Source organism: Beggiatoa leptomitoformis, assembly GCF_001305575.3.
In the GTDB taxonomy this organism is placed as follows: domain Bacteria; phylum Pseudomonadota; class Gammaproteobacteria; order Beggiatoales; family Beggiatoaceae; genus Beggiatoa; species Beggiatoa leptomitoformis.
In genome coordinates, this window is sequence record NZ_CP012373.2 from 597,683 (window position 1) to 612,652 (window position 14,970).

10 protein-coding genes are annotated in these 14,970 nt (G+C 41.2%); 5 read left to right on the top strand and 5 right to left on the bottom strand.

Annotated elements, in window-relative coordinates:
* Window positions 1-259: 259 nt before the first annotated feature.
* On the bottom strand, window positions 260-4,339 hold the full coding sequence (locus tag AL038_RS02665) for a PAS domain S-box protein (protein ID WP_062148628.1): 4,080 nt from the start codon (window positions 4,337-4,339) through the stop codon (window positions 260-262).
* The gene (locus tag AL038_RS02670; protein ID WP_161575417.1) at window positions 4,336-5,112 is read right to left on the bottom strand and encodes a substrate-binding periplasmic protein; all 777 of its coding nucleotides are present in this window, start codon (window positions 5,110-5,112) and stop codon (window positions 4,336-4,338) included. The genes AL038_RS02665 and AL038_RS02670 overlap by 4 nt, the downstream gene beginning before the upstream one ends.
* Before the next feature lie 230 nt (window positions 5,113-5,342).
* Here AL038_RS02670 and AL038_RS02675 point away from each other — a divergent pair, with 230 nt between their 5' ends.
* Both AL038_RS02675 and AL038_RS02680 read left to right on the top strand, forming a co-directional pair.
* Window positions 5,343-5,939, top strand: a complete 597-nt coding sequence (locus AL038_RS02675) for an SLATT domain-containing protein (RefSeq protein ID WP_062148633.1) — start codon at window positions 5,343-5,345, stop codon at window positions 5,937-5,939.
* 29 nt (window positions 5,940-5,968) lie between these two features.
* On the top strand, window positions 5,969-6,835 hold the full coding sequence (locus AL038_RS02680; RefSeq protein ID WP_062148636.1) for a PhnD/SsuA/transferrin family substrate-binding protein: 867 nt from the start codon (window positions 5,969-5,971) through the stop codon (window positions 6,833-6,835).
* Window positions 6,836-7,155: 320 nt separating this feature from the next.
* Here AL038_RS02680 and AL038_RS02685 read toward each other — a convergent pair whose 3' ends face one another.
* The 3 genes from AL038_RS02685 to AL038_RS02695 form a co-directional block, all read right to left on the bottom strand.
* The gene (locus tag AL038_RS02685; protein ID WP_062148640.1) at window positions 7,156-7,587 is read right to left on the bottom strand and encodes a MaoC family dehydratase; all 432 of its coding nucleotides are present in this window, start codon (window positions 7,585-7,587) and stop codon (window positions 7,156-7,158) included.
* Window positions 7,588-7,621: 34 nt separating this feature from the next.
* A complete protein-coding gene (gene argH, locus AL038_RS02690; RefSeq protein ID WP_062148643.1) occupies window positions 7,622-9,001 on the bottom strand; it encodes an argininosuccinate lyase in 1,380 nt (459 codons plus the stop codon).
* 113 nt (window positions 9,002-9,114) lie between these two features.
* Window positions 9,115-9,384 carry a hypothetical protein gene (locus AL038_RS02695; protein WP_062148646.1) on the bottom strand — a complete coding sequence of 90 codons (270 nt, stop codon included), beginning with the start codon at window positions 9,382-9,384 and terminating at the stop codon, window positions 9,115-9,117.
* Window positions 9,385-9,725: 341 nt separating this feature from the next.
* Here AL038_RS02695 and carA point away from each other — a divergent pair, with 341 nt between their 5' ends.
* The 3 genes from carA (at window position 9,726) to greA (ending at window position 14,716) form a co-directional block, all read left to right on the top strand.
* The gene (gene carA / locus AL038_RS02700) at window positions 9,726-10,850 is read left to right on the top strand and encodes a glutamine-hydrolyzing carbamoyl-phosphate synthase small subunit (protein ID WP_062148649.1); all 1,125 of its coding nucleotides are present in this window, start codon (window positions 9,726-9,728) and stop codon (window positions 10,848-10,850) included.
* Between the two features lie 147 nt (window positions 10,851-10,997).
* Window positions 10,998-14,243 carry a carbamoyl-phosphate synthase large subunit gene (gene carB, locus AL038_RS02705; RefSeq protein WP_062148652.1) on the top strand — a complete coding sequence of 1,082 codons (3,246 nt, stop codon included), beginning with the start codon at window positions 10,998-11,000 and terminating at the stop codon, window positions 14,241-14,243.
* Entirely contained in the window at window positions 14,240-14,716 is a 477-nt protein-coding gene (gene greA, locus AL038_RS02710; RefSeq protein ID WP_062148655.1) for a transcription elongation factor GreA, read from the top strand. Before carB ends, greA begins: the two co-directional genes overlap by 4 nt.
* Window positions 14,717-14,970 lie beyond the last annotated feature (254 nt).

The following is a 14,970-nucleotide window of genomic DNA, read 5'->3' on the forward strand; positions in this document are numbered from 1 at the left end:
GGTAAAACGTCATTAAACACTATTTCATTTGAGAGTGAAAGTTAGGCATTAAGAAAATTTTTTAAGGGTGCGAGAATGGTTTTTGAAAAAATTGGCTAAACAGTGGTTGATAGACGCTTTATAAAAGTAATACAGATAGCATCCTTTGAATTGATGCTATCTGTTTGTAATGCAATATAAAATTTGTGTAAAATGTAGAGTGCATTGATGGTGGTGTAAAAGAGGATGACTGAATGAGTGCGTTCACGTTTTAGCAGTGCTATCCGTTTTTCTCTTCTTTGTGCTTATTGCGTATTTCTTCTAATAAATACTTAAGTTGTTCCAGTTCAAAGTTACGCGCAAGGGCCGTTAAATGTGTTAGAAAAGCACTAGCATCTGTGTAAGTTGTTGCTAATTGTTCGGCTTTCTCTAAAAAACCTTTTACTTTTCCAATACTGGCTAGTCGCCACAATTCATCCAAGTCGGCTAGTGGTAATAAGTGTGTCGCGGTTTCTTTGTAATAATGCGAAACAATTTTATCGGTATGTGTTTGGTCATAAATCCAGTCAACTTGTGTGTAAAATTGGATTTTTTCTAATAATTTATTCACGTTAATGGGTTTTTCTAAAAAGTCGTTACAACCAGCCGCCATAAAGTTTTCACGGGTATCTGTGAATACCGTTGCGGAAAGACCGATAATAATTAATCCTGCATTATTTTTTTGTCGTCGTAGTTGGCGCACACAGCTTTCACCATCTAAATAAGGCATTTTTAGGTCTATCAACATAATATCAAACGAGTGGGCTTGTACACTGGTTAGGGCTTCAAGCCCGTCATTGGCTTCTACTGTATTAAATCCTAAATTGTTTAAAAGACAAACCAGAAATTCACGGTTGCTGTTAGTATCATCAACAATCAGTATATTGCGTCTTCTACCTGTGTAACCAATAGCTTGTTGTATGACGGGTACTGTATTGTCTATCTGTTTATATTCTTTAACCGTCAGTGCAATTTCAAACCAAAATACACTGCCCTGTCCGACAACGCTTTGTACTTGTAATTGACCGCCCATCATTTCAACCAGTTTACGGCTAATAGATAGTCCTAGTCCTGTTCCTTCTATATTATTCGTTTGTGCATTACGAACTTGTTCAAACGGCATAAAAATGGATTCTAGTTTGTCTCTTGGAATACCGATGCCTGTGTCTTCTACTTCAAAGCGGATGTTATTGTCATGATAAATCGTTTTAAATGAGACATAGCCTTCAAACGTGAATTTTGTCGCATTGCTGAGTAAATTGAGCAAAACTTGACGCAAACGGGTTTCATCCGCATGGACAAGCATGGGATATGTTCCTTGTTTATCAGTGGGTAATGAGGTTGGTGGTGGAATTTGTTGATAGACAAAATTAATGCCTTTTTGCTGTAAATGTTGTGAAAATAGCATAACAATTTCATTAATAAAGTCTGTAAGACAAAAATCTGTCGGTATCAGTTCTAATTTACCCGCTTCAATTTTGGATAAATCCAACACATCATTAACTAGCGTTAGTAAATATTCCCCGCTTTTTTGCATGATGTGGATGAAGTGTTTTTGGTTTTCCGTCAAGGTATTATCACGCATAAGCAGTTGAGCATAGCCTAAAACACCATTAAGGGGAGTACGTAATTCATGGCTCATACTGGCTAAAAAAGCACTCTTAGTTTGATTGGCATTTTCGGCGGCTTCTTTCGCTTGTTTTAAGACTTTTTCTACCTGTTTATTTTCGGTGATGTCTAACGAAATAGAACCAACCAATGATTCATTATCTGTTTCTATTGGAAATAAGGTTGTCGCAAAATATCGTTCTCTTCCCGAGAAGGTTAAGCAATCTTCAACAAACAAAGATTGTTTGCTTTGAATGACGGTATTTATTTTGTCAGCAAAATCTTGTGACATCTTGGGCGGAAGCATCCCCAAAACAGAGCGATTGACCAGTTGGGCAGGTGTTTTTTCCCATAATGCTTCCATTGCATGATTAATTAATAAGTACCGTCCTTGTGCATCTAAAATACTAATCGGGGTAGGACTATAATACAAAATACTTTCTAATTGACGTGTTGTTTTATGCAGTGTCTCTTCGGTTTGTTTACGGGCATTAATGTTTTGAAAAGTAATTGTAAATCCATCGCTTAGCTTAACAGCAATCAGGTGATACCATGATGGATAATTGCCTAGATAATTAAAAAACAGCTCTTTGTCTAATAAAAACTCGGTTTCCACAACGGCAACATATTTGGCAAATAAACCATTAACTAAACTGTGAGGCATGATATTAAGCAATCGTTGCCCTATTAACGAATGGGTATTTGTCTGAATCATCCTTTCTGCCATGTCATTGGCTAGAATAATTTCAAAATCAATGATATTGCCCATGGCATTTCGTACACTCTTAAACGCCATAATACCGTTCATCGCACTGTTTAATACCCCTTCCAACAATTGCTCGGCTTTTTTGCGTTGCGTGATATTTTGGGTAACTACCATGCCATTAATAACTTGTCCCGCTGCATCACGAAGCGGTGTATAAGAAGCTATATAAACAAATTCATTCCAAGGCGTTTCTTGAACAATGCTTTCTCCTTGCAATACTCTTTTGTAAAGTGGTTCTAATAAATCAGCCAGATGTGTAGCAAAAATTTCGCGGGGAGTTTTACCCTCTAATTCCACTTTACATAATCCCGCCTCAGCTAATCCCATGCCGTCAGCTAAGACATACCGTAAATTTTTATCAAAAAGAACAACCGCACCATTGGGAAAATTTTGTGCAATTGAACGGTAACGGGTTTCACTCAGGCGTAAGGCTTCTGTGGTTTGTTTACGCTGGGTAATATCTTGCAAACTAAACTGGACAAGCGTTTTTCCATCATGTTGAAATAACATTAAATAGACTTCTGCATCCCACAATTCACCTGTTGGGCGTTGATGTCGCCACTCAAAAACATGTGACCCATGCGTCAGACAGTGTTGCAAATGGGTATGCACGACATCCGCAGAATAAACACCATCCGCTTGAACCAGCGCGGAAACCGCTAAAGGGGTTTTTCCTAAAACCTCATCGCGTTGTGTAAAGCCATAAATATCAATGGCTGCTTGATTACAATCAATAATTTTTTCTGTTTCTACCTCTAACACAATTAACGGGATACGCGAATCGGCAAATAAGATTTTGTTATAAGACTCACTGTCTCGTAATGCCATTTCAGCCTGTTTACGAACAGAAATATCGGTATGTGTGCCAATCATACGGATAGCCTTTCCCTGCTTCCATTGCACAACACATCCGCGTCCCTCTACCCAAAGCCAATCACCCGTCCGTTTTCTTAAACGAAACTCTATATGAAAAGGTTCACCATTTTTAATTTTTTGCTGTATGAAAGTCAGCGTTTGAGGCAAATCATCAGCATGTAAAAGCGATACCCAAACATCTAATGACACAGGAAAAGCACTTGCAGGATAATCCAACATCTCATAACAGCGTGCATTCCACACAACCGCATTACTCACCAAATTCCAATCCCAAATGCCATCATTGAGTGCAACCAAGGTCAAACGATAATATTCTTCACTTTCAAGTAGTTGGTTTGTACGATGCGCCACCTCAGCAAACAAGACATTAATCGTGGCGGTCAATTGTCCGATTTCATCCTGTTTATGCAGGGGATTAACGGTTAAGTAAGGTATAAAATCATTTGTTTGATGAGGGTCAATCTGTTTTAAAACAGAAACCATCTGTGTTAATGGACGAGTAACAAGATGGCGCGAAACCAACAATAAAAGAATAACCAATAGTAAACTGCGTAAACAACCAATGAGCATTTCCGCTTTAGCACGGTTTAAAAAATCATTGCCTGCGATACCCCCATTAAAAGTTAGTTTTAAATAACCAACAATTTCATCTTGTTGCGAATACTTGTCATGATGAATGAGCGGCAAAGAAAATAGAATTTCATCCCCAAACAAAAATGCTGATATTGGATTATTCTTGAGATGTTGGACAGCCGAATGTTGTCTTTCTGCCAGCTTTTCTGCATGTTCGGTTTGCAATTCAGCATGATGAACCGCATCAAATTGCATTAACCCCTCTAAAATCTCTTCAGCAAGTACACTGTCAAGGGTATAGCAAGCCTGAGTGGCTGATTTTTGGACAATCTTTAACAGTTGTTCTCCTGTTGAGTAAATTGCTTGACGGGTATTGATAAAATCCCAAACAATTAAACTAATACTGATAAAGATTCCTACCAAAATTGCAACCAATAAGGTAATAATGGACTGTTTTAAGGCGAGGCTTTGCATTTGCCATGAAAACATCCTTTTCATTCCATTCTCCAAGCGAATATCCCCCAACCATCGACAATATTTTCAAATACATTATCTTTATACAATGTCTTTGCTGTCATTTCTATTTGCTGCAAAACCAGCGGATTATTAAATTTTTTAGAAAATTGAATCATCATGGGTATTGTTTGTAATACCAACTGATTACCTAGTAATGATGCAACATCTGCCTGTCGTGTTAAATACAGTAAAGACACACTATTACCAGCTAATGCGTCTAATCGCTCATTACGTAACATATTTATCATTATTTCGTAGCTACGAACCTCAATTTTATTTAATTGACTATCCCCATTAAAACGCGCAGATAACTGTTCACCACGCAATACACCAATACGTAAATGCCGTAAATCTTCATACGTCTGCAAATAAACCCCTTTTTTTGCAATGACAATGGAATTAAAATTGAATAAAAGCCCTGCATAATTTACGGTCATGCTTTTACTGGGGGTGTAAATTAAAATACTCATATCCGTATCACCCCGCGCCAAGTTGTCCCAAACACGCGCATAGGGTACTAATCGTTTTTTAAAGTGAATCCCTGTTTCTTGCGTCAGTAAATCGCTTATTTCTACTAAAATCCCCATCATCTTTGATGTTTCTAATGAATTATCCAAATAATATCCCCACGGTTTTACGTAAATAACATCCATTTTTAACGTCAACTCATGGGCAGACACAGCAGCACTAGCACTGAGTAAGAGAAGATATAACAGATAATTGTGGAGAATTTTTGTAATAAGGTTCAGGCGCATAAAAAACATATCCCCGTATCCCATGTAAAACTAGGCTTTATTATAAATTTAGCTAAAAATATATACGGTTATTATGCAGATTTAATACCATGCTATTTGATTACTAAAACAAATAACTAATTATTTTTAAACATTATTTTTTGTATTAGTGCTTGTGTTAAAGAAATACATGTTGATGATTGCGTTAAAATCACATAACACCTTTGACCATAACCGTCTGGAATTTATCTATGGACATGACAGAAACGCATTGGAAAAGTATTGATGAATTACTTCAACAATGGCGAAGTCGGGCACAAATGGCGCAATACAGCCATTTTGCGACGGCAAATTATTTGCGGAAGTTACATTATTTCTTAGGGATTCCAAGTATCATTTTTTCTACCATTGTGGGAACATCTGTATTTGCTTCTTTAAACGAAGACAGTACAAGCACTTATCTACGCCTTATCGTAGGCGTTATTAGTGTATTAGCCGCTGGTTTATCAGGTATGCAAACATTTTTACGGTTTGAAGAACGCGCGGAACGACATCATTTAGGCGGGACGCAATATGGTGCGGTTGCACGGGAAATCGAGCAATTTTTGTTTTTCCGTTCTTGCTCGTCTGATGAAGCAATGAAGTTTTTAAATAAAATACGGGAAAATATGGACAGATTGGCTGAGAGTTCACCTGAAATCCCACAAGATATTTGGGAGCGCAATTCTGCACGTTATTTACGTAAACAGCAAGCAGAATTAACAAAAGAACCAAGTGCTTGGCAAACACTACAAGCCTTGTCTGCGCAATTAGCCAATAAAAAAGAACCTGAATCTCCTCCTCATTAAAATGTAGTATAACTTCTATGGTGAGATAAATGTTATTTACTATTTACAAACAGTTACCGCGCTACAGTCTGATTATTCTAGGTCTATTTTATTGTACGGTGAGTTATGCACAAGAGAACGTTAGCGCACTGACATTGGGTTTTCCCTTGTCCTACCTGTCAGCGACTGATTCGTTGAATAAATACACACCACTTGCTGATTATCTTTCTAAAACAATAGGTTTACCGATTACCATCACAACTAATAGTTATCAAGCGCATTTACAATTGGTTGGTGAAGATAAGTTAGATTTAGCGTTTATGAGTGGGAGTTTATACATTGAAATGGTTGATAAATATCAACATACTGCGCCATTACTCGCACGTTACACGATTAATCATCAACCTGCACTTTATAGTGTTTTATTCACAGTAGAAAATAGTCCCATTCAAACGCTTAAACAATTAATTGGTAAAAAAGTGGCTTTTGGCGAGAAAAATTCTAATCTGGGTACAAAAGTACCTTACTATGTTTTAAAAAGTGCGGGTATTTCGTTGGAAAACTTGGGCGGATATGATTTTTTAGATAATCATAGAAATGTGATGTATGGCGTATTATTGGGCGAATATGATGCGGGGGCATTACCTGCGGATGTATTTGATGAAAATAAGGAAAAAGGACTTAGAATCTTAGCGGTTTCACCCCCTGTTTCTTCACATTTATTGGTTAGTCGTCGGACGTTAGAACCTGCTTTAATTAGTCAGTTGCAACAGGCTTTATATACTTTAAATCAACAGCCTGAAGGGAAAAAAGTATTGAGTACTATAGGGGCTAACATCACAGGATTTGTGCCAGCAACAGATAGTGATTATGATTCACTACGACTAATTTTAGAAAGCGCGAAACAGTTGAAATAAATATGGAATTGGCAAGAATATAAAGGGATAACACGGATTAAAGTGGTATAGCTAACGCAACTTAAAAAGCAGCTTAATGTAGGGTGGAATAGCGTAGCGTATTCCACCATAAAACGCCAAAAATAGCTGAGTTTATGCAGAAAGCTTGCACTGTTGTGGAATACGGCTTGCGCCTATTCCACCCTACAATAATCATTTTAAAGTGCGTTAGCTATAGTATCCGTATAAAAGTGAGTTTATCGTAATTTGCTTGGTATTCTCAAAAAATAAGACCTGACAGGTTTTAAAAGTCTGTCAGGTCTTAAATTTCAGTAGCGAAACTAACTTGCTTTAGAATCAACCATTACCATGGCTTCACCGTCAATAACAACGGTTTCCTTCACCCGACAAATTGTTTCTAAAATAACCCGTCTTTTCTCTTTAATCACTTCTTTCACGGTCACTTCTGCGTGTACCGTATCACCAATATGCACGGGTGCTTTAAATTTTACAGTTTGGCTGATGTAAATTGCACCAGGTCCGGGGAGTCTTGTCCCTAACACCATGGAAATAAAGCCAACACTTAACATGCCGTGTGCAATACGGGATTTAAAAGGTGTTTGTTCGGCGAATTCTTGGTTAATATGCACAGGATTGTTGTCGCCTGAAATACCCGCAAATAAGACAACATCAGTTTCTGTGACAGTTTTGGCGTAACTGGCTTTCATGCCTACTTCAATGTCTTCAATATAGTAACCGTGTAAATCACTCATTGATAAGTTCCTTGTAAGATGGATGTTGAGGGGGTTATAGCTTGGCTTTAAGGCGTTGTATCGCGGCTCTGACTTGTTGCGGGGCGGTACCGCCAAAAATATTACGTGCGGCAACGGAACCTTCTAAACTCAGCACATTGTAAACATCTTGTTCTATCAATGCAGAAAATTGTTTATAAGTTTCTAAGCTAACCGCTTCTAGGTGAATATTATTTTCAACACCATAGCGAACAGCTTTGCCAACAATTTCATGCGCATCACGGAAAGGGATACCTTTGCGGACTAGGTAATCGGCTAAATCTGTTGCCGTGGTAAATCCTTGTAAGGCGGCTTTGCGCATGATGTCACGATTTACTTGCATGGCAGGTATCATGTCCGCATAGACTTTTAAACTCCCTTTTAGCGTGTCAACAGTATCAAAAAGTGGTTCTTTATCTTCTTGATTATCTTTGTTATAAGCTAATGGTTGGGATTTCATGAGTGTTAGTAAGCTGATTAATGCACCATACACACGCCCTGTTTTACCACGTACTAATTCGGGTACATCAGGGTTTTTCTTTTGCGGCATGATGGATGAACCCGTGCAGAATGCGTCGCTGAGTTCAATAAAGTTAAATTGCGCAGATGACCACAGCACCAATTCTTCGGAAAAACGCGAGAGGTGCATCATAATGAGCGTTGCCGCACTGGTGAATTCAATTGCAAAATCACGGTCGCTCACGGCATCCAGTGAATTTTCAGCAACCGCTTCAAACCCTAATAACGCCGCTGTGTAGTGACGGTCTAATGGATAGCTTGTTCCCGCAAGGGCAGCCGCTCCTAATGGCAGGGTATTCATCCGTTTGCGACAATCTTGTAATCGGGTTTTGTCACGCAGTAACATTTCACACCATGCTAATAAATGGTGTCCAAAAGTAATAGGTTGCGCGCTTTGTAAATGGGTGAACCCCGGTAAAATGGTTTCAACTTCTCGCTCGGCAACACTGATGAGGGCATGCAACAGGCGATTGAGTTCTGCCAGAATAGTATCGATTTCATGGCGTAAGTACAGACGAACATCTGTTGCAACTTGGTCGTTACGTGAACGTCCTGTATGTAATTTTTTCCCGACTATGCCGATTTTTTGGGTTAAACGGGTTTCTATATTCATGTGAACATCTTCAAGCGCAATTGACCATTGCAGTTGTCCACTTTCTATTTCTTGTTGAATACTTTGTAACCCACTGATAATTTGCTCACATTCTGTTTGCGTGAGTACCCCTACACGGGCAAGCATGGTTGCATGAGCGATAGAACCCATAATATCATAGGCATACAAGCGTTGGTCAAACGTCACAGAGGCGGTAAAGGCTTCTACAAACGCGTCGGTTGGCGCAGTAAAGCGTCCACTCCAAGGTTTTTCAATGGTTGTCATGATGTATTTGAAATGCGGGAATGGAAAGGGCTTTATAGACTAATAGATTGTCAGATGGGTAGCAAATATTGCGATTGACTAAGCATGTCTGAACACACTTAGCCAATACAAGATTATTTACTTTCGCACGCCATTTGTGCTGCTTTGAGTTGACTGTTAGAGCAATCATTATTGCTTGTCCCAACGCACCATTCTTTACGATTATTCCATGAACTGATTTGGCGTGTTGTCCCGTCTGAACAGCGGACATTGTAAACCACATATTCTGTGCCGAAGGTTGTTTTCTTCTTTGCTGCAAAATTAATATCTGTGGGTGAGTTTGCAATGACATTGATACTAAAAAAAAGCCCTGCAAGCCCGATGCTGTACCATAATTTTTTCATATTGTCCCCATTTCATTTAATAAACCGATACCAAGAAAAACCTATATCACTACAGTGGTTATTGTGACGACTGGTTATAGTCATTAAGTTTAGCAATACCCGAGAGATTGTATCTTAAGCGATTGAGGGTTAAAAGTTGCCTTTCCACGCAAATAGTCACCGGTCACGCCATTTTTAATAAAGCAGTGATAACAGAGAATTGTAAATTCATTGATTGTGAAACTGTAACAGATTCGTGCTTGCTGGTTTATCTACATACCCGTAAAATACCCAAACTTTTGTATAGTGTATGCGTTATTCCTTAACTAATCCCTCTTTAAATCAGTATCGCGGAGTGTGTTTTGAAACATCCGGCTCTATTAGCACTGGCAGACGGCAGTCTGTTTTACGGTGAATCCATTGGTTGCACAGGGCAAAGTGTGGGTGAAGTGGTGTTTAATACCGCTATCACTGGTTATCAGGAAATTCTGACTGACCCCTCGTATTATAAACAAATTGTTACCTTAACTTACCCGCACATTGGGAATACTGGGGTAAATGCGGAAGATGAAGAATCTACGAAAGTATTTGCTGCAGGCTTGGTTATTCGTGATTTATCTCTTACCGTGAGCAATTGGCGCGCAACAGAAACATTAGATAGTTATTTAAATCGCCACAAAGTTGTCGCCATTGCAGGCATTGATACCCGTCGCCTAACCCGTATTTTACGTGAAAAAGGGGCGCAAAACGGCTGTTTGGTTGCAGGGGATAATATTAATCCCGATACAGCGATTCAAGCCGCACGTCAGTTTGCAGGACTTAAGGGCATGGATTTAGCCCAAGAAGTGACCACCACGCAAACCTATTCGTGGGAAGAAGGTGAATGGCACTTAGGCGAATCCACCCCTCCTATTGCCAAACAATGGCATGTTGTCGCTTACGACTACGGAATAAAACGCAACATTCTGCGCATGTTAGCAGAGCGTGGCTGTCGTATTACGGTTGTCCCTGCAAAAACAACAGCACAAGCGGTTTTAGCCTATAATCCTGATGGTGTGTTCTTATCCAACGGACCGGGAGACCCAGAACCTTGTGATTATGCTATCACAGCCATTCAGGAAATTTTGCAAACTAAAATCCCTGTGTTTGGTATTTGCTTGGGACATCAACTGCTAGGCTTAGCCAGCGGCGCGAAAACCATTAAAATGAAGTTCGGACATCATGGCGCGAATCATCCTGTACAAGATTTAAACAGCAAAATGGTGATGATTACCAGCCAAAATCATGGTTTTGCCGTTGAAGAATCTAGCTTACCTGCAACGGTTAAAGCGACACACCGCTCCTTATTCGATGGCAGCTTACAAGGAATTTGTCGGACAGATTTACCCGCGTTTAGTTTTCAAGGACATCCAGAAGCAAGTCCCGGTCCACGCGACGTGTCCCCCTTGTTTGACCAATTCATAGAATTAATGAAGCAACCGTACTAATTCTGTAGGTGCGAACTGATTCGCACCCTACTTGAAAAGATGGAATTATTCGCACGACTCAAAGGGTTAAGCTCCCGTGCGAATCAATTCGCACCTACAGTCGTTACCCATCCTCCGTATTCCACTCAGACGCACATTCCTTAAGTTATGCCAAAACGTACCGACATAAACAGTATTCTGATTATTGGCGCAGGCCCTATTATCATCGGGCAAGCCTGCGAGTTCGACTACTCAGGCGCGCAAGCCTGCAAAGCCCTGAGAGAAGAAGGGTATCGCGTGATTCTGGTCAACTCCAATCCCGCGACGATTATGACTGACCCTGATATGGCGGACGCAACGTATATTGAACCCATAGAATGGCAAACCGTTGCTAAAATCATTGAAAAAGAACGTCCTGATGCACTTTTACCCACAATGGGCGGACAAACAGCACTCAACTGCGCGTTAGACCTCTCTAAACAAGGTGTATTAACAAAATTTAATGTCGAAATGATAGGCGCGAAAGAAGAAGCCATCGACAAAGCGGAAGACCGTGAAAAATTCCGTGATGCCATGAAAAAAATTGGCTTAGACACCCCGCGTTCTACCGTTGCCCATACGATGGAAGAAGCCTTTAGCGCGCAAATCACCGTTGGTTTTCCTACCGTTATTCGTCCTTCATTCACCCTTGGCGGCAGCGGGGGCGGGATTGCTTATAACCGTGAAGAATTCGTTACCATTTGTGAACGGGGTTTTGATTTATCCCCTGTGCATCAACTTTTGATTGAAGAATCTGCACTGGGTTGGAAAGAATACGAAATGGAAGTGGTGCGCGATAGCAAAGACAATTGCATTATCGTCTGCTCCATAGAAAACCTAGACCCCATGGGAATTCACACAGGCGACTCCATCACCGTTGCACCTATTCAAACCCTGACAGATAAAGAATATCAAATCATGCGCGACGCATCGCTTGCCGTGTTGCGTGAAATTGGCGTGGATACAGGCGGTTCTAATGTACAATTCGCCATTAACCCGTCCGATGGACGCATGATTATTATTGAAATGAATCCGCGCGTGTCCCGCTCCTCCGCGTTAGCATCCAAAGCCACAGGCTTTCCCATAGCCCGTGTTGCCGCAAAACTCGCTGTTGGCTACACCTTAGACGAACTGGCTAACGAAATCACAGGTGGTGCAACACCTGCCTCTTTTGAACCAACCATCGACTATGTTGTCACCAAAGTCCCCCGTTTCACCTTTGAAAAATTCCCCCAAGCTGAAGCCCTGCTCACAACCCAGATGAAATCTGTGGGCGAAGTGATGGCGATTGGACGGACTTTCCAAGAATCGCTACAAAAAGCCTTACGTGGCTTAGAAACAGGCATGTGTGGATTAGATGAACATTTAGACCCACAACTAGAACCCGATTCTAACGCCAGCAAAGACGTATTGCGCCACGAACTGCAAGAAGCAGGGCCTGAACGCCTGTGGTATGTCGCCGATGCATTCCGTGCAGGCTGGACACTAGAAGATGTACACGAATTTACCGCTATAGACCCATGGTTTCTAACTCAAATTGCCGATTTAATTGAAGAAGAGGCAGAAGTTAAAGCCGAAGGTTTCGATTGCCTAACCGCAGAACGCCTGCGCGAACTCAAACGTAAAGGCTTTTCTGACAAACGTCTTGCGGTTCTAACGGGTACATCTGAACGGGACATACGCGAATTACGCCACAACAACAATGTTCGTCCTGTGTACAAACGTGTGGACTCCTGCGCTGCTGAATTTGCCGCGACCACCGCCTACATGTATTCAACCTATGAAGAAGAATGCGAAAGCAATCCGACCCAGCGGGAAAAAATCATGGTACTTGGTGGCGGGCCTAACCGCATCGGACAAGGAATTGAATTCGACTACTGTTGCGTGCAAGCCTCACTTGCCTTACGAGCCGATGGCTACGAAACCATCATGGTCAACTGCAATCCTGAAACCGTTTCTACGGACTATGACACCTCTGACCGCTTGTATTTTGAACCCTTGACCTTAGAAGATGTTTTAGAAATTATTGCCGTCGAAAACCCCAAAGGCATCATTGTTCAATACGGCGGACAAACCCCCTTAAAACTGGCGAAACCCCTAGAAGCGGCAGGCGCGCCCATTGTAGGCACAACCCCAGAATCCATTGATTTAGCTGAAGACCGTGAACGTTTTCAACAACTGGTCAATCAACTCAACCTCCGCCAACCGCCCAACCGTACAGCGCGTACACCAGAAGTTGCGTTAAAACTAGCAGATGAAATTGGTTATCCCCTTGTTGTGCGACCCTCCTATGTATTAGGGGGACGAGCGATGGAAATCGTTTATCATCCTGATGATTTAAAACGCTACATGCAAACAGCCGTTTCCGTTTCTAACGACTCACCTGTATTGCTTGACCGCTTTTTAGATGAAGCGATAGAAGTTGATGTTGATGCGGTTTGTGATGGGGAACATGTACTGATTGGCGGCATCATGGAACATATTGAAGAAGCGGGTGTACACTCTGGTGACTCCGCATGTTCCTTGCCCCCTTATGGCTTATCACCCATGCTACAAGACCAATTGCGCGTCCAAATGATCAGTATGGCAAAAGCCCTAAATGTGATAGGATTAGTCAACGCGCAGTTCGCTATTCAAAACCAAACCATATACGTGTTAGAAGTCAATCCACGCGCTTCTCGCACCGTACCGTTTGTCTCAAAAGCCACAGGTTTACCATTAGCAAGAATCGCCGCGCGTTGTATGGTAGGTCGTAAACTGGCTGATCAAGGTTTTACTCAAGAATGTATTCCATCCTATTACTCTGTGAAAGAAGCGGTTTTCCCGTTTGTAAAATTCGCAGGCGTTGACCCATTACTTGGGCCTGAAATGAAATCAACAGGCGAAGTAATGGGAGTTGGGCGCAGTTTTGGTGAAGCCTTTGCAAAATCCCAATTGGCAGCAGGTCTGAACTTACCCCGTTCAGGACGAGCTTTTATCAGCGTGAGAGAGACAGACAAACAGTCTGCGGTTGATGTCAGTCGGGATTTATTAGCATTAGGGTTTGAAATTGTAGCGACACGTGGGACAGCCAAAGCACTTCGCGATGCTGGCGTGTCCTGCACCGTTGTAAATAAGGTAATTGAAGGCCGACCCCACATTGTGGATAGTATTAAAAACGAAGAAATCAGCCTGATTATCAACACAACAGAGGGTAAACAAGCCATATCCGATTCGTTTACAATTCGTCGTACCGCCTTGCAACACAAAGTCACCTACACGACGACAATGGCAGGCGCAAGAGCAATGGTGCTGGCGTTAAAAGTCAACCAATCAGGAGAAGTGAATCGTTTACAAGATTTACATAAGGAACTTAAACAAGGTACAGTGATATGAATAAGTCACCCATGACTGTTCAGGGCGCACAAAAACTGCGCGATGAATTACAGGCGCTAAAATCAGTCGCACGTCCTAACGTGATACAAGCCATTGCAGAAGCGCGAGCATTAGGCGATTTAAAAGAAAATGCCGAATATCATGCCGCACGTGAGCAACAAAGTTTCATAGAAGGACGAATTGCTGAGTTAGAGGGAAAATTGTCTAATGCAGAAATTATCGATGTCACCAAATTAAATGCGGGTGGCAAAATCGTTTTTGGGTCAACCGTTGATTTGTTAAATATTGAAACGGATGAAGAAGTGAGTTACCAAATTGTCGGTGATGATGAAGCGGACATTAAAGCCAGCCGTATTTCAATCAGTTCTCCAATCGCCCGCGCTTTAATTGGTAAAATAGAAGGTGATGTTGCCATTGTGCAAGCACCTAGCGGGAAGAAAGAGTATGAAATTGTTGCGGTAAAATATATTTAGCTCTTAAGGGCGCGTTCAGCATAACTGACGCGCCCTTAATACTTTGCGCGCTCTGAATAGTTTGGGTGATAAAAAACCCCCATTTGCTTAATGTAAATGGGGGTTTTGTTTTGGTATTTATTCACAGTCTAAACAAGCATATATAGCAACAGCACTATAAAAAGATTAAATAGAATATCAATAAAAAGAACTCATCAATAGAACAATTTGCTCATTACCAAGCTCCGCTTGCTGAGTACAAGCGGACTTAAGCG